Origin of the sequence: Achromobacter piechaudii NBRC 102461 (assembly GCF_001571245.1) — a bacterium.
Taxonomy (GTDB): domain Bacteria; phylum Pseudomonadota; class Gammaproteobacteria; order Burkholderiales; family Burkholderiaceae_B; genus Achromobacter; species Achromobacter piechaudii.
Window position 1 is genome coordinate 179,106 of sequence record NZ_BCTK01000015.1, and the last position, 15,317, is coordinate 194,422.

Annotated in this window: 14 protein-coding genes; 8 read left to right on the plus strand and 6 right to left on the minus strand. The window is 64.8% G+C overall.

The genetic code is table 11. The features are described from left to right. Positions 1–24 precede the first annotated feature (24 nt). Together API01S_RS27115 and API01S_RS27120 are read left to right on the plus strand one after the other, a co-directional pair. Entirely contained in the window at positions 25–465 is a 441-nt protein-coding gene (locus tag API01S_RS27115) for a hypothetical protein (protein WP_006218784.1), read from the plus strand. 50 nt (positions 466–515) lie between these two features. After that, positions 516–977, plus strand: coding sequence for a GatB/YqeY domain-containing protein (locus API01S_RS27120; RefSeq protein ID WP_006218783.1), 462 nt, complete (start codon positions 516–518; stop codon positions 975–977). Positions 978–991: 14 nt separating this feature from the next. On the opposite strand, the gene dinB is transcribed toward API01S_RS27120, so the two are convergent. Beyond that, complete coding sequence (gene dinB / locus API01S_RS27125) at positions 992–2,074, minus strand: DNA polymerase IV (RefSeq protein WP_006218782.1); 1,083 nt, start codon at positions 2,072–2,074, stop codon at positions 992–994. A gap of 102 nt (positions 2,075–2,176) precedes the next feature. Here dinB and API01S_RS27130 point away from each other — a divergent pair, with 102 nt between their 5' ends. Further along, positions 2,177–2,593 (plus strand): PaaI family thioesterase, encoded by a 417-nt coding sequence (locus API01S_RS27130; RefSeq protein WP_006218781.1) that lies wholly within the window; start codon positions 2,177–2,179, stop codon positions 2,591–2,593. Between the two features lie 14 nt (positions 2,594–2,607). Here API01S_RS27130 and API01S_RS27135 read toward each other — a convergent pair whose 3' ends face one another. Continuing rightward, entirely contained in the window at positions 2,608–3,063 is a 456-nt protein-coding gene (locus tag API01S_RS27135) for a BPTD_2524 family lipoprotein (RefSeq protein WP_050729195.1), read from the minus strand. A gap of 137 nt (positions 3,064–3,200) precedes the next feature. Here API01S_RS27135 and API01S_RS27140 point away from each other — a divergent pair, with 137 nt between their 5' ends. Next, a complete protein-coding gene (locus tag API01S_RS27140) occupies positions 3,201–5,108 on the plus strand; it encodes a S9 family peptidase (RefSeq protein WP_409360621.1) in 1,908 nt (635 codons plus the stop codon). On the opposite strand, the gene API01S_RS27145 is transcribed toward API01S_RS27140, so the two are convergent. Together API01S_RS27145 and API01S_RS27150 are read right to left on the minus strand one after the other, a co-directional pair. Further along, on the minus strand, positions 5,105–6,346 hold the full coding sequence (locus API01S_RS27145) for a GGDEF domain-containing protein (protein WP_061306611.1): 1,242 nt from the start codon (positions 6,344–6,346) through the stop codon (positions 5,105–5,107). The genes API01S_RS27140 and API01S_RS27145 overlap by 4 nt on opposite strands. Before the next feature lie 410 nt (positions 6,347–6,756). Further along, positions 6,757–7,998: an MFS transporter gene (locus tag API01S_RS27150; protein ID WP_061306612.1), complete on the minus strand. Its 1,242-nt coding sequence runs from the start codon at positions 7,996–7,998 to the stop codon at positions 6,757–6,759. A gap of 158 nt (positions 7,999–8,156) precedes the next feature. On the opposite strand from API01S_RS27150, the gene API01S_RS27155 reads away from it, so the two are divergent. Next, a complete protein-coding gene (locus API01S_RS27155; RefSeq protein WP_061306613.1) occupies positions 8,157–8,975 on the plus strand; it encodes an AraC family transcriptional regulator in 819 nt (272 codons plus the stop codon). Between the two features lie 226 nt (positions 8,976–9,201). Next, on the plus strand, positions 9,202–11,853 hold the full coding sequence (locus API01S_RS27160; protein WP_061306614.1) for a penicillin-binding protein 1A: 2,652 nt from the start codon (positions 9,202–9,204) through the stop codon (positions 11,851–11,853). 132 nt (positions 11,854–11,985) lie between these two features. Here API01S_RS27160 and API01S_RS27165 read toward each other — a convergent pair whose 3' ends face one another. Beyond that, entirely contained in the window at positions 11,986–12,699 is a 714-nt protein-coding gene (locus API01S_RS27165; RefSeq protein ID WP_061306615.1) for a metallophosphoesterase, read from the minus strand. Between the two features lie 243 nt (positions 12,700–12,942). Between API01S_RS27165 and API01S_RS27170 the strand changes: the two genes are divergently transcribed. Together API01S_RS27170 and API01S_RS27175 are read left to right on the plus strand one after the other, a co-directional pair. Beyond that, the gene (locus API01S_RS27170; protein WP_006218773.1) at positions 12,943–14,118 is read left to right on the plus strand and encodes a PepSY-associated TM helix domain-containing protein; all 1,176 of its coding nucleotides are present in this window, start codon (positions 12,943–12,945) and stop codon (positions 14,116–14,118) included. After that, positions 14,115–14,318: a hypothetical protein gene (locus API01S_RS27175; RefSeq protein WP_050729202.1), complete on the plus strand. Its 204-nt coding sequence runs from the start codon at positions 14,115–14,117 to the stop codon at positions 14,316–14,318. Before API01S_RS27170 ends, API01S_RS27175 begins: the two co-directional genes overlap by 4 nt. A gap of 51 nt (positions 14,319–14,369) precedes the next feature. On the opposite strand, the gene API01S_RS27180 is transcribed toward API01S_RS27175, so the two are convergent. Beyond that, a complete protein-coding gene (locus API01S_RS27180) occupies positions 14,370–15,197 on the minus strand; it encodes an aldo/keto reductase (protein WP_050729203.1) in 828 nt (275 codons plus the stop codon). Between the last annotated feature and the right edge of the window lie 120 nt (positions 15,198–15,317).

Here is a 15,317-nt window from a genome sequence, read left to right on the forward strand (position 1 = left end):
TTTCATATACGGAAAACACACGTCATGAAGATCACCTGCAAGTTGTTTGGCGCCCTGTCCCTGTCGCTGGCCTGCTCGACCCAAGTGCTGGCGGCCGATCGCACCGTCTTCCTGCCCCTGCAACCGGCCATCGAGGCTGCGCAGGCCGCCGGCAAGATCGACGGCAGCGTCAAGTTCTATCTGGCGGGCACGGGCCCCAAGGGCCAGGTGCTGGAAGCCGGCGTCGTCACCAACCGCAAGACCAACGCCTTCGCCAAGAAAGACCCGGAAGCCTGCCTGTGGGTGGCGCAGTCCGCCGTGATCGCGCTGCATGAAGCCGCCAAGAAGGCCGGCGCGAACGCCGTGACGAATATCGTCAGCTACTATCGCAAAAACGAATACAGCAGCAAGACCGACTACGAGTGCCATGCGGGCGCCATGGTGGCGGGCGTGGCGCTGCGCGGCGATCTGGCCCGGGTGAAGTAAGCCCGGTTTACACTTGCGGATTGCCGCAACACCACCCAAAAGGTTCACTTATGAGCACTGCTACGCTCAAGACCCGCCTCTCTGATGCCGTCAAGGACGCGATGCGCGCCAAGGCTTCCGAACGCCTGACGACGCTGCGTTTCCTGCTGGCCGCCGTCAAGCAGAAGGAAGTGGACGAACGCCGCGACCTGAACGACGCCGAAATCACCGCCATCATCGAAAAGCAGGTCAAGCAACGGCGCGAGTCCATCGCCGCGTTTGAACAGGCTGGCCGCACGGAAACGGCCGAGCAGGAAAAGGCCGAACTGCTTGTGCTGCAAGAATTCCTGCCGCAAGCCGCCACGCCGGAAGAAGTGGCCGCCGCCATCGACGCCGCGCTGGCCGAAGTGGCCGCGCAAGGCGTGACGGGCGCGCCCGCCATGGGCAAGGTCATGGCCCTGCTCAAGCAGGCGCTGGCCGGCCGTGCCGACATGACGGCCCTGTCGCAACAGGTCAAGGCCCGCCTGGCCTGAGCCACGCCGGGCAGTCAGAACGCGCCGCCGAACAGATCCGGCTGGCGCGACTGCTCGGCGGGATCGGCAAAATTGCTCATCCCCACCCCTGCCAGCCGGTACAGCGTTTCCGGCGGCAGCTCCACCCGTTCGCACAGCAGCCTGGCCACCGCCGCCAGCTCGGCCGCCGAACCGGGCGGATTCAAGCTGGTCTGGCTGCGCGTCAGAATGCGGAAGCGATCAGTCTTGAGCTTGAGGACCACCGTGCGTCCCAGCGCGCCTTTCTTCAAGGCCTGATCCCACACCTTGCCGGCCATCCGGTCGATGGCCTCGCCCAGCGCGTCCAGGCGGATATCTTCCGAAAACGTGGTCTCGGCCGACACCTGCTGGAGCGGCTGGTCCGTCTGCACTTCGCGTTCGTCGATGCCGCGCGCCAACTCATACAGACGCCGTCCGTAGCGCCCGAAATAGTGGGCCAGCTCTTCCAGGCTATGCGTGGCCAGGTCGCCCACCGTATGGATACCCAGCTGTTCCAGGCGCGCCTGCGTCACCTTGCCGACCCCCGGCACCTTGCGCACCGGCAGCGGTTGCAAAAATTCCAGCACCTTCGTGGGACGGATGACGAATTGTCCGTCCGGCTTGTTCCAGTCGGACGCGATCTTGGCCAGGAATTTATTGGGCGCGATGCCCGCCGATGCGGTCAGCCCGGTTTCTTCGCGGATCTGGTGGCGGATGACCTGCGCGACCTCGGTAGCGGACGGCAGCCCGCCCTTGTTGTGCGTCACGTCCAGATAGGCTTCGTCCAGCGACAGCGGTTCGATCAGGTCGGTATGGCGGGCGAAGATCTGGCGGATCTGGCGCGACACCTCGCGGTAACGGTTGAAGTCCGGCGGCACGTAGATGGCGTCCGGACACAGGCGCTCGGCGCGCATCGCGGACATGGCCGAATGGATGCCGAAGCGCCGGGCCTCGTAGGACGCGGCGCACACGACCGAGCGCGGCCCGGTCCAGGCCACCACGACGGGCTTGCCGCGCAGCTCGGGATTGTCGCGCTGCTCCACGGACGCGTAGAACGCATCCATGTCCACATGCACGATCTTGCGCAAGAGTTCAGACATTCCAGTGACGACGACGCGCCCGCCGCCGCGAGACGCTGGCGGGCACTGCAAAAAAAACTATTATGACCGGCTCTATCCACTTACCCATCTTGCTTACCGCTCATGACCGCAACCGCTACGACTGACTATTTCGGCCTGACGATACCCTTCATGCACTTCATCGGCCTGGTGCCCGAAAGCATCGCGCCGGCCTATGCCCGCACCACCCTGCCCTGGCGCCAGGACCTGACCAACAGCCGCGGCGACGTGCACGGCGGCACGCTCATGAGCATTCTGGACTTCACCCTGAGCGCGGCGGCGCGCGGTTCCGCCGACGCCACCGAAGGCATGGCCACCATCGACATGAACACCACGTTCCTGTCGCCCGGCACGGGCGATCTGGTGATCGAAGCGCGCTGCCTGCGCCGGGGCGCTTCGATCGCCTTTTGCGAAGGCGACGTGCGGCGCGCCGATGGCGAACTGGTGGCGCGCGCCACCGCGACGTTCAAGATCATCCGCCGCCGCCCGGGCGGCGACTGAGCGGCGTTTGCCCCTTACCGGGGCAGGTCGCGCGACGGCTTGACGGGCGGACGCGGGTCCAGCGGCATGTAGGTGCTGCATGAGGTGATGCTGTAGTAGATGGCGTCCTGCATGGCGCGCATCGCGGCGGCGTCCCAGGTGCCCTTGCCCCACATCACGATCCGCACGTCGGTGCTGGCGGGGCCGGCTGCCTTCAGGTCGACCCGCGACATTTCGTTGTCGGTATACGGAGCCAGCACGCGCACCACGCCGGTTTGCGCGGCCTCGTTCAGGTCGGACACCACCCGATAGGCGTTGTCGGTGCTGCGCAGGCAGTTGTTCGACTGCCGGATCACGGTGGCGTAGGCGTCCTTGAACGCGACCGGCGCCTTGAATTCGCTGTGCGGGGATGCGCTGTCCTGCGAGATGCCCAGCGAGCAACCCGCCAGGCCCAGCGCCAGCGCCGATGCCGCGACCAGATTCCTGTACATGTAATTCTCCAGATGAATTGCCGCGATTATCCCGCAAACGGCACGGCGGCATAAGTGGGGCCGGTTCGACACCGTCCGCGCGACTATGGCATTATCGATCGCATCGAAATCGCGGAGGTTCTGCCTTGTTTTCATTCATGACGCGCACCGTCCTGGCCGCCAGCATCGTCGGCGCCTCGCTGGGCGCATGCGCCACCCAGCCCCCGCCCCGCGCCTATCCCCTGAAGGATTTTTTCCGCAACCCGGAACGCGGCTTCTTCCGCCTGGCCGACGACGGCCGCACGCTTGCTTTCATGCAGCCCACCAGCGTGGACGGCCACCCGGCGCGCATGAACATCTACGTGCAGCCCTTGCAAGGCAGCCAACTGGTGGGCGAGCCCCGCCAGCTCACCAGCGAAACCGCCCGCGACATCTCCAACTACTTCTGGAAGGGCGCCGACGTAGTGCTGTTTCAGAAGGACTTCGGCGGCGACGAGAACTACCACGTGCTGGCGGTCAACGCCAAGACCGGCAAGATCACCGACCTGACGCCCTATGAAGGCGCGCGCGCCAGCATCGAAGACGATCTTGAAGACGATCCCGACCACGTCCTCATCAGCCACAACCAGCGCAACCCCGAAGTCTTCGACGTCTACCGCGTCAACGTCCACACCGGCGCGGCCGTGCTGGTGGCGCAGAACCCCGGCAACATCGTCGGCTGGCAGACGGACCACGCGGGCAAGGTCCGCGCCGCCGTCACCAGCGACGGCCTGAACACCACCCTGCTCTACCGCGACGACGAAGCCTCCGAGTTCCGTCCGATCATCACCACCGATTACCGCACCAACGTCAGCCCGTCCTTCTTCACGTTCGACGACAAGAAGATCTACGCCCTGAGCAACCGTGGCCGCGACAAGCTGTCGCTGGTGGTCATCGACCCCGCGAGCCCTGACGCCGAGGAAGAGATCTTCACGCCGGACACGGTCGACCTGGACGGCGCGGGCTATTCGCGCAAGCGCCGCGTGCTGACTCTGGCGGCGTATCAAACCGACAAGCCGCAATACAAGTTCTTCGATGCGCAGTCGGAAAAGCTGTTCAACACGCTGCGCGACAAGCTCAAGGGCTACGACATCGCGCTGCAAGGCTCCAACCGCGACGAAAGCGTGTTCATCGTTGCGGCCTACAACGACCGCACGCCCGGCTCGCGTTATCTGTACGACGCCAACGCCGACACGCTGACCAAGCTGGCCGACATCAATCCGGCCATCCCGGAAGCCGACATGTCAGAGGTGCGCCCCATCAGCTACCAAAGCCGCGACGGCCTGACCATCCACGGCTACCTGACCCTGCCCGCCGGCCGCGATCCCAAGAACCTGCCTTGCATCGTCAACCCTCACGGCGGCCCGTGGGCGCGCGACGGCTGGGGCTACAACCCCGAAACGCAATTCCTCGCCAACCGGGGTTTCTGCGTGCTGCAAATGAACTTCCGGGGCTCGACCGGCTATGGGCGCGCATTCTGGGAAGCCAGCTTCGGCGAATGGGGCCTGAAAATGCAGGACGACATCACCGATGGCGTCCAATGGCTGATCAAGCAGGGCATCGCCGACCCCAAGCGCATCGGCATTTATGGCGCGAGCTACGGCGGCTACGCCACGCTGGCGGGCGTGACCTTCACCCCTGACCTGTATGCGGCGGCCGTGGACTACGTGGGCGTGTCCAACCTGTTCACGTTCATGAAGTCGATTCCGCCTTACTGGAAGCCGATGCTGGACAAGATGCAGGACATGGTCGGCCACCCCGAGCGCGACAAGGACCGGCTGGCGGCCACGTCACCCGCGCTGCACGCGGACAAGATCAAGACGCCGCTGTTCATCGCACAGGGCGCCAAGGACCCGCGCGTGAACAAGGACGAAAGCGACCAGATGGTGGCGGCGTTGAAGGCGCGCGGCGTTGACGTGGAATACATGGTCAAGGACAACGAAGGCCATGGTTTTCACAACGACGAAAACAAGTTCGAGTTCTACGAGGCCATGGAGAAGTTCCTGAAGGAACACCTCAAGCCCTAGTGCCCCGCCACTTCCTGGGTAGCCAGCGGCGCGTTTGCCGCTGGCGCCATCGCAGCCCTTCCCTCGCCCTGCGCACGGCTGGCGCCACGCGCCACGAACGCCGATTCCACGCGGTCCCGACCCTGCTCCTTGGCGCGGTATAACGCCACGTCGGCGCGCGCCAGGATCACGTCGGCGCTATCGCCCGGCTGATACGTGGCCAGCCCGCCGCTGGCCGTCAGGGGCACTTCCATCCCTTGCAGATAAAGCGGCGTGTCACGCAGCGCATCGCAGACGCGTTGCGCGTGCACAAGCGCCCGCGCGGGGTCGCAGTCCACCATCAGCAACACGAATTCCTCGCCGCCCAGGCGGCCAAAGCGGTCGGAAGCGCGCACCGCGTTCTGCGCCACCTTGGAAAAATGGCGCAGCGCCGTGTCGCCCGCCGCATGGCCGTAGCGGTCATTGATGGACTTGAAATGGTCGATGTCCAGCACCAGCACGGCAAGCGGGCTGCCCGAACGGGCGCAACGCAGCAGCTCGCGTTCCAGTTCATCAAGGATGCTGCGGCGGGAATAGGCATGCGTCAGGCTGTCGAAGGTCAAGGCCGCCTGCATCTGCTCGGATAGCCACGTCTGCACCAGCAACAGCAGCGCCAGAAACAACGCCGGCACCGTGACCGATCCGCACACGATAAAGAACAGCCCCCACGCCGACGGTTGCAGCAAGGACACCGGCTCGGCCCAACCCGAGCCATACACCAGCACCCGCATCGCATGCAGGGCCGCCAGGCCGAATATCGCCAGCATCAGATAGAGCGCCACACCCGGCGTGCGAATACGCCAGCGCTGCTGATAGATCACCCGCCCGGTCATCAGCGCGCTGGCACAGGTAAAGGCGGAATACAGCAGCATGCGCTCCGGCATATGGTCAGCGCCATACAGCAATATTGCGAACGCCAGGACACAGACCGCGCTGATGCCGGCCGTGCGCGCGACGTGCGGGCGCAGGCCGAAGAACTGGCGCACGCCCACGTAGACGAGGCTGATGGCGCACACCCACGACGCATTCGAGACCATGACATACGCCCCCGGCGGGATGAGTTCCGACGCGGCGAAGGCCAGCAATGACAGCACGGCCAACATATTGGCGGCGATGAACGCACGGATGCCCTTCACCCCGCGCGACTGGAACGGCAGCAGCAGCGGTAGCGCCAAGGCCGTGGCCAGCCCCCACATCAAGAAGAACAAGGAAGTCGTCATGTTTTTGCCGGCAGCCCCTGATGGGCGAACGCCGTCGCTTCAGACCTGCTATTGCACTGGGTTCAAGGGTGGATTACGCGTTACACGTCAGCATGCTTGATGCTTTTTGTTACCAGAAGGACAAAAGGTCGCGCCCCCACAAGACGGCTATCCGTCATGCCAAGGGCGCGACTTGTCCTGAACCTTTACCAGCCGCGCCGAAACGATTGCGCGGTATGTCCGGAAGAATACGCCAAGCCAGGCGCGCCCGGACCATCGTTTGCAGTATTTGACGTTTAAAACTTTCAGGTTGCCGACAAGCGCAATGGAGGACGGGCAAGGCTTAGATTAATTATTGTGGCTTGCCTTTGCCAGTCATCCAAAAGCGCGAGCGCGCGGCGCCCAAATTCGTGGTTTAGTAGCAGGTTTGCTCAACGCGCCTTGTCGACTTTGGGCAACAGGATCGCCACCACGCCCAACAGTGGCAGATAGGCGCACACCTGGTACACGTAGCCGATGCTGGTGGCGTCCGCCAACTTGCCCAGCGCGGCCGCCCCGACCCCGCCCATGCCGAACGCAAAACCGAAGAACAGGCCGGCGATCATGCCGACCTTGCCGGGCACCAATTCCTGCGCATACACCACGATGGCGGAAAAGGCCGACGCCAGCACCATGCCGATGATCACCACCAGCGCCGCCGTCCAGAACAGGTTGGCATGGGGTAGCAGCAAGGTAAAAGGCGCGACGCCCAGGATCGACACCCAGATCACGATCTTGCGGCCGATGCGATCGCCCACCGGCCCGCCCACGACCGTGCCCACCGCCACCGCGGCCAGGAACAGGAACAGGTAGAGCTGCGCCTCGCGTACCGACAGGCCGAATTTATCGATCAGGTAGAAGGTGAAATAGCTGTTCAGGCTGGCCAGGTAGAAGTACTTGGAGAACACCAGCACGCCCAGCACCGCCAACGCACCGATCACCTGCTTGCGCGACAGGCCATTGCCCGCGCCCACCGCCCGCGCACGCGGTTTCAGCGTGACGCGGTTGGCGCTGTACCAACGGCCGATGCCCGTCAGCACCACGATGCCGAACAGCGCCGCGAAGGCAAACCAGGCCACGCTGCGCTGGCCATGCGGAATGATGAAAAGCGCCGCCAGCAAAGGTCCCAGCGCCGACCCCACGTTGCCCCCGACCTGAAACAGGGACTGCGCCAGCCCATGCCGGCCGCCCGAGGCCATGCGCGCCACGCGCGACGATTCGGGATGGAACACCGACGAGCCCGTACCCACCAGCACCGCCGCCACCAGCAGCCAGCCAAACGACGGCGCCACCGACAGCAGCAGCAATCCTGCCAGCGTGAAGCTCATGCCCACCGGCAACGAATACGGCTTCGGATGCTTGTCGGTATACAGGCCGATGAACGGCTGCAGCAGCGAGGCGGCCAGCTGATACACCAGCGTGATCATCCCGATCTGCGCGAACGACAGGCTGAACGAATCCTTCAACATGGGATAGATGGCCAACAGGATCGACTGGATCATGTCGTTCATCAGATGCGCCACGCTGATCGCGCCCAGCACCTTGAAGGCGGTCGATGGGGCGGCAGTGGCCGGTGCGACGGGCGGCACGTTGGCATCAGAGATGCCAGCAACGGGATTCTGGGCAGGAGTCATGGGTAGCTTGATGAGTCATGTCCGGCCGGCAGCCGGATACCAGCCATCAGTGTAGAAAGCGGGCGCCGCTGAAATCTGCCAATTTTCGTCGGCCAAGTGACAAAATGGCGGCAGTCCGCTTGCGGCTGCCCCCTCATCCTTTTGTCGGAAGTGACATCATGCCCGCCCGCCTTGCTCCGCCCGACCCCGCCCGCAGCATCAATGCGCAGGACTACCAGGACCGCCCGCGCGTGGTCACCGCGCTGGCCAAGGAGTTTCGCGCGGGCGCGCAGACCGGCGCGCACTCGCACCCCCGCGCGCAGCTGATCTACGCCGCCGAGGGCGTCATGCGCGTCACCACGCCCAGCGGCTTCTGGGCGCTGCCGCCGCTGCGCGCCTTGTGGGTGCCAGCAGGCGTGCCGCATGGGGTCGATATGGTGGGTGCGGTATCGATGCGTTCGCTCTACATCCAGGCCGACGCCGCCGCCCGCTACTGGCCGCAGTGCCAGGTGGTGGAAGTCAGCGGGCTGCTGCGCGAACTGATCCTGGCGCTGACCGCAGAGCCCATCGACTATCCGCTGGGCGGCCGGGCCGACCAGATCGCCGCGTTGATCCTGTCCGAACTGGCGGCCGCCCGCGTGCTGCCCATCCAGATACCCTGGCCACGCGACCGCCGCTTGCAAACCATCTGCGCCGCCATTCTGGACCAGCCCGGTCTGCAACGCGGCATCGAGGCCTGGGGCAGCGAGGTCGGCGCCAGCGCTCGCACTTTGATCCGGCTGTTCCAGGCCGAGCTGGGCTTGAACTACCGGCAATGGGTGCAGCAGGTGCGGCTGGCGGACGCGGTGTGCCGGCTGTCCGTGGGCGTGCCCGTGGCGCGTATTGCGTCCGACCTCGGATACCGCAGCGCCAGCGCCTTCAGCGCCATGTTCCACCGCGCGCTGGGCGTACCCCCGCAGCGCTATCAACAGGACGCGGCGCGCCTTACTGCAAGCTGAATCACGACATCCGCATGCAACCGGCCTTGCTGTTTGTCACCGCGCGCAATACATTTCAGAGCGCAATTCCCATCGCTCGCGCCCGCAAGCCGCGCGCAGCGTATGCTAGACCCCGTCCCTCTATATAAAGCGGCACGCGCTTTCCTTCCGGTCCCGGCAATTTTGGTTACCGAAACCTTATTGCGCCGTGGCCGGTCTATAGCGTTCTGTCCTAGAATCGCCTGCAATGAGCACCCCCCAGCAATCCTCCGCCACCCCGGGCGGTAAATCGGGCCTCCCCTGGAAACGCATCCTGGTCAAGACCGGCATCGTCGCGGCCGGCGCCGCCGCGTGCGGCGCAATCGTGCTTGGACTGGCGCTGGCCTTGGCCTGGCCCAGCCTGCCCGACCTGCACGCCATGACCGACTACCGGCCGCGCGTGCCGCTGCGCATCTACACCGCTGACAAGGTTCTGATCGGCGAGTACGGCGAAGAACACCGCAACGTCCTGCGCTTTGACGAGATTCCGCCCGTGATGCGCCAGGCCGTGCTGGCGGCCGAAGATGATCGCTTCTACAGCCATGGCGGCGTCGACTGGATGGGCGTGGCGCGGGCCGTGCTGACCAACGTGGTCAAGGGCTCGAAGTCGCAAGGCGGCAGCACGATCACGATGCAGGTGGCGCGTAACTTCTACCTGTCGTCGGAAAAGACCTATTCGCGCAAGTTCTACGAACTGCTGCTGACGTTCAAGATCGAAAACGAGCTGACCAAGGACCAGATTCTTGAGCTCTATATGAACCAGATCTATCTGGGTCATCGCGCCTACGGCTTTGCGGCCGCGTCGCGCACCTACTTCGGCAAACCGCTGTCGGAAGTGACGCCGGCCGAAGCCGCGATGCTGGCCGGCATTCCCAAAGCCCCCTCTCGCTTCAACCCCATCACCAATTTCCCCCGCGCGGAAATTCGCCAGCACTATGTGCTGGGCCGCATGAAGACGCTGGGCTACATCACGCCCGAGCAGGCCGATGAAGCGCTCAAGCAGCGTCTGACCATCCGTGGTGCCGACGGCGCCAGCGCGCGCGGCTTCGCCGTGCATGGCGATTACCCGGCCGAACTGGCGCGCCAGCTCATGTATGGCGTGTTCCAGGAAGAAACGTATTCCAAGGGCATCGACGTCTACACCACCATCGATTCGAAGTCCCAAGAGGCCGCTTACCGCGCCGTGCGCGATGGCGTCATGGACTACACCCGCCGCGCCGTCTATCCCGGCCCGGAAGACCAGATCGACCTGCCCGATGGCGTCGAAAGCGACGGACAGGCGCTGGACGAAATCCTGGACGGCGTGCAGGACAAGACGCCCGACAGCGAAGACCTGCTGGCCGCCGTCGTGCTGTCGGCCAGCCCCACCGAAGTGAAAGTGGCGCGCAGCGCGCGCGACATCATCACCATTACGGACAAGAAGGCATTGGCCGTCGTGGCGCGCGCCTTGAACCCGAAAGCCAGCGACAGCCAGCGCATCCGTCGCGGCTCGGTCGTCTACATCCACAAGACGGGCGGCAAGGACGACGGCTCCTGGGAAATCATCAACATGCCAGCGCTGCAAGCGGCGTTGGTGTCGATGGCGCCGCAAGACGGGGCCATCCGCGCCATGATCGGCGGCTTCGACTACAACCGGGGCACCTTCAACCGCGTGACGCAGGCATGGCGCCAACCCGGTTCGAACATCAAGCCCTTCGTCTACGCAGCGGCATTGGAACGCGGCTTCACGCCCGCCACGCAGATTTCCGACCAGCCCTTCATGCTGACGGCCGCGCAGACGGGCTCCAAGGACTGGCAGCCCAAGAACGACGGCAACAAGTACGAACCCATGCTGACGCTGCGTCAGGGCCTGTACAAGTCCAAGAACATGGTGTCGATCCGCATCCTGCAAGCCATTTCGCCGCAGTACGCGCAGGACTACCTGACTCGCTTCGGCTTCGACAAATCGCGCTGGCCGGCCGTGTTGCCGCTGGCACTGGGCGCGGGTGGCGCCACGCCGCTGCAAGTGGTCAACGGATATGGCGTCTTTGCCAACGGGGGCTATCGCGTCACCCCGTATCTGGTGGACCACGTCACGGATCGTTCGGGCAAGGTGCTGATGCAGGCGCAACCCGTCAAGGCGGGCGACGAAGCCGCCCGCGCCATCGACCCGCGCACCGCGTGGGTCATGGACGACATCCTGCGTGGCGTCGCCACCAGCGGCACGGCGGCACGCGCGCACCAGGTCCTTAAGCGCAACGACGTCGGCGGCAAGACCGGCACCACCAACGACGCCGTGGACGTCTGGTTCTCGGGCTTCACGCCCGACCTGGCCACCACCGTCTGGATGGGCTTTGACCAGCCCAAGTCGCTGGGCACCAACGAATTCGGCAGCGGCCTGGCCTTGTCCACGTGGCTGGACTACATGCAGCCCGTGTTGAAGGGCATGCCCGAAGCAAAGCAGCCGCCGCGCCCCGACGGGCTGCTGGTGGACAACGGCGAATACTATTTCGCCGAGTTCCCGCCGGGCCAGGCCGTGGCGTCGCTGGATCTGTCATCGGGCGATGCGCTGACCGACTTCCTGAACAACAACCGCAGCACCGACGGCGTGGACACGTCCGTCAAACCGCTGCCGACCCCGGGCGCGATGCTGCCGCAAGATTCGAACAACAGCGCCGTCCAAGCTCCCTTGCAGCCCATCCCCATGCCCGCCGCCAGCAATACGCTGCCGGGTATGACGGGGGCAGGCGTACCGGCTGCGGGCGTACCGGCTGCCGCTGTTCCAACTGCGGGCATACCCGCGGCCGGCAGCGCCGAAGATGCCGCCGCTCGCGCCAGCGCGGTCACGACGTCCAGTTCCGTCGTCGCCCGGCCTCTCTGACCGTATGCGCGACGGGCGCTTGCGACGCCCGCCAGGAATCCAGCAGCCCCAAGCGGGCAAAGCGCAAAACGATAACGGGTGCCCTGCGGCACCCGTTATTTTTGGCTCTGACTGTTCGGCACACGCGTCGGCCTATTCTTCCACCGCCAGTTCGGTCACCACGTCGCATGGCCAGGCCGACAAGGATTCCAGGTCCAGGAACGTGAAGTAGCCCGACCGCCACCCCTCGGTATCGATGTGATAGACATTGCCCAGCGCCAGCGGCGCGGTCACGGGCGTATGCCCCGCCACCACCGCCCGCACTCCCTGGATGCCGGTGCGGTTCATCTGCCGCAGCCGGTCACGCGACCATTGGCAGGCCGCGCTGGTGCGCTTGTAGCGGTCTTGCAGCGCGAATTCCAGGCGCGGCCAGAACAGCACCGGGCAATCAGCGTGCAGCAGGCCCACGGCGCCCGCCGTCGTTTCGACTTCGATGGCGATCGGCAGCTTGGCGAACGCTTCGGCATAGACCTCTTGTTGCTCGGCCGGCAGATCCAGAAACCAGCCGCCGCCATAACCGCGCCAATTCATCACGTCCACCTCGCCCGTGCGCACGTGCCGGATCGCATAGTCTTCGTGGTTGCCTTGCACCGCGTAGAACCACGGACGGGCCAGCCACTCCAGCGCCGCCTCGCTTTCGGGTCCGCGATCGACCAGATCGCCCACGGAAAACAGCCGGTCACGCGCCGGGTCGAAACCGAGCCGGTCCAGGCTGTCCTGCAAACGCGAAAAATGCCCGTGCACGTCGCCCACCGCAAAGTCGCGGCCCTGCTCGTTACGGGGGACTTTCAGAAATCGCTGCTCCATGATGTTTCTCGACTGCCGGTTGCGGGCGGGCAAGACCCGTCCCTTGAAACACACCGCGAGCGGCTCGCGCCCGGTGCTTCCCGACCTGTCTTTTTAACCCGCTTTGGTTGACGCCATCCTTGCACCCTTCGGCGTATGGCGGTCAATATTCCGTTACGAGAATCGCTATTATTCGTGATACTGTTCCATCCTTCCCCACCCACGCTCAAAAAAAGGGGCCGCGCGCGCGGCCCTTCTGCCGCCATGACAGCCGCGTCCACCATCAAAACCTGGTACTGGATCCACAAGTGGACCAGCCTTGTTTGCACCATCTTCCTGCTCATCATCTGTTTGACCGGCTTGCCGCTGGTCTTTCACCACGAAATCGAACACTGGCTGGATGACGCCAAACCGCTGTCCGAGGTGCCCGCCGACACGCCGCCCGCCAATCTGGACAAGCTGGTGGCCAGCGCCCTGACCATGTATCCCGGTGAGGTGGTTGATTACCTGTTCTTCGATCCCGATGAACCCCAGGTGTATGTCGGCATGGCCAAGAAGCCGGGCGACGGTCAGGCATCCGGGCATGCCGTGCGGATGGACGCCCGCACCGGCGACGTGCTGCTCGACGGCCCGCTCTACACCGAAGATAAATTCTCGTTCATGGGCATCATGCTGGCGTTGCACGTGGACCTGTTCGCCGGCTTGCCGGGCGAGCTGTTCCTGGGCTTCATGGGGCTGCTGTTCTGCGTGGCCATCGTGTCCGGCGTGGTGTTGTACGGCCCCTTCATGAAGAAGCTGGAATTCGGCACGGTGCGCGCCACGCGGTCCACGCGCCTGAAATGGCTGGACCTGCACAACCTGCTGGGCATCGTGACGCTGGTGTGGGCCTTCGTGGTGGGATTCACCGGCGTCATCAACGAGCTGTCGACGCCGCTGTTCCGCCTGTGGCAGTCCACGGAATTGGTCCGCATCCTGGAACCCTACAAGGGCCAGACAGTGCCCACCGAACTGGCCTCGGCGCAATCGGCGGCGGACACGGCCAAGAAGGCGATGCCGGGCAACGAGGTCTCTTTCATTGCCTTCCCCGGCAACGCCTTCGGCAGCCCGCATCACTACATTGCCTGGATGCGCGGCGACACGCCCTTGACCTCCAAGCTGAACACGCCCGTGCTGGTGGACGGCCGCAGCGGCGAACTTACCACCGTGGCCAAGATGCCCTGGTACCTGACTGCGCTCGAGGTGTCGCGCCCGCTGCACTTTGGCGATTACGCGGGCCTGCCGCTGAAAATCATCTGGGCTTTGCTGGACCTCATCACCATCGTGGTGCTGGTCAGCGGACTCTATCTTTGGATTGCGCGGCGCCGCGCCACCGAGGCCCGCATCAACGAACTCGTGAAAAAGCACCAGGCCGCCGCCGCCCCGCAAAGGACTCCCGCATGAGCGCACGTCACGCCAAAAGCCGCGGCGGCCGCGGCTTCATGTTCGTCTGGGGCGCGCCCGTTCTGCTGGGCGTGCTCAGCGTCTTTGGCCTGCTGGCCGCGCTGCTGGGCACGGGCGCCTGGCACTGGGCTTCGTGGATCACCTTGACCATCCTGCTGGTGGTCATCGTGCGCTACTGGGTCTTCCCGCTGAAACACTAGCTCGGGCACGGGGCCCCGCTGCCCCATTACCCGCGCGTTTTGCCCGGCTGACTATTTGCCGAACTTCTCCGGATCGGGCCCCAGCCGCGCGCCGTCCTGGATGCCGTCGATGGCGGCCATCTCCTGTCCCGACAATTCAAAGTCGAAGATGTCGATGTTCTCGCGGATTCGGGCGGGCGTTACCGACTTCGGGATCACGATCAAACCGCTCTGCACGTGCCAGCGCAGCGTGATCTGCGCGGGCGACTTGCCATGCTTGGCGGCCAGCTCCACGATGACCTTTTCCTTGGTGACGCCACCCTGGGCCAGCGGGCTCCATGACTCGGTCGCAATGCCGTGCTTCTCATGGAACGCGCGCAGCTCGCGCTGGGCGAAACCGGGATGCAGCTCGATCTGGTTCACCGCAGGCGCCACCTTGGACGCCTCGATCAACTGCTGCAAATTGGCTTGCGTGAAATTGGACACACCGATCGAACGCGCCCGGCCGTCTTCCTTCATTTCGATCATCGCGCGCCAGGCGTCCAGGAACTTGGTGCTGCCCGCCACCGGCCAGTGGATCAGATACAGGTCCACATACGCCAGGCCCAGCATTTCCAGGCTTTCGTCCATGGCTTTGTGGGCATCGTCGTAGCCGTGCTTGTCGTTCCACAGCTTGGTGGTGATGAACAGGTCCTTGCGCGCCACGCCCGACGCACGCAGGCCCGTGCCCACGCCTGCTTCATTGCCGTAGATGGCCGCGGTGTCCACCGACCGGTAACCGGCCGCCAAGGCTTCCTTGACGCTCGCGGCGGCCTGGTCATCGGGCACCTGCCAAACGCCCAGCCCCAGTTGCGGGATGATGTTGCCGTCGTTCAATTTCACTGCGGGTACCTTCGCCATAAGACCCTCCAAAGCATGCGACGCAACGCTCGCGCGGCGAATACGCGCCAGGTCGCGCAATCCAGGGGCACAGCCCGGCCAACCCCGGATTGAAGAGATAAAAAAGCGGGCTTGCCGAGC

Excerpts from the sequence above, each read along its gene's own strand:
- API01S_RS27115 (WP_006218784.1), top strand. The coding sequence starts at position 25 with ATGAAGATCACCTGCAAGTTGTTTGGCGCCCTGTCCCTGTCGCTGGCC.
- API01S_RS27120 (WP_006218783.1), top strand. The coding sequence starts at position 516 with ATGAGCACTGCTACGCTCAAGACCCGCCTCTCTGATGCCGTCAAGGAC.
- dinB (WP_006218782.1), bottom strand. The coding sequence starts at position 2,074 with ATGTCTGAACTCTTGCGCAAGATCGTGCATGTGGACATGGATGCGTTC.
- API01S_RS27130 (WP_006218781.1), top strand. The coding sequence starts at position 2,177 with ATGACCGCAACCGCTACGACTGACTATTTCGGCCTGACGATACCCTTC.
- API01S_RS27135 (WP_050729195.1), bottom strand. The coding sequence starts at position 3,063 with ATGTACAGGAATCTGGTCGCGGCATCGGCGCTGGCGCTGGGCCTGGCG.
- API01S_RS27140 (WP_409360621.1), top strand. The coding sequence starts at position 3,201 with ATGACGCGCACCGTCCTGGCCGCCAGCATCGTCGGCGCCTCGCTGGGC.
- API01S_RS27145 (WP_061306611.1), bottom strand. The coding sequence starts at position 6,346 with ATGACGACTTCCTTGTTCTTCTTGATGTGGGGGCTGGCCACGGCCTTG.
- API01S_RS27150 (WP_061306612.1), bottom strand. The coding sequence starts at position 7,998 with ATGACTCCTGCCCAGAATCCCGTTGCTGGCATCTCTGATGCCAACGTG.
- API01S_RS27155 (WP_061306613.1), top strand. The coding sequence starts at position 8,157 with ATGCCCGCCCGCCTTGCTCCGCCCGACCCCGCCCGCAGCATCAATGCG.
- API01S_RS27160 (WP_061306614.1), top strand. The coding sequence starts at position 9,202 with ATGAGCACCCCCCAGCAATCCTCCGCCACCCCGGGCGGTAAATCGGGC.
- API01S_RS27165 (WP_061306615.1), bottom strand. The coding sequence starts at position 12,699 with ATGGAGCAGCGATTTCTGAAAGTCCCCCGTAACGAGCAGGGCCGCGAC.
- API01S_RS27170 (WP_006218773.1), top strand. The coding sequence starts at position 12,943 with ATGACAGCCGCGTCCACCATCAAAACCTGGTACTGGATCCACAAGTGG.
- API01S_RS27175 (WP_050729202.1), top strand. The coding sequence starts at position 14,115 with ATGAGCGCACGTCACGCCAAAAGCCGCGGCGGCCGCGGCTTCATGTTC.
- API01S_RS27180 (WP_050729203.1), bottom strand. The coding sequence starts at position 15,197 with ATGGCGAAGGTACCCGCAGTGAAATTGAACGACGGCAACATCATCCCG.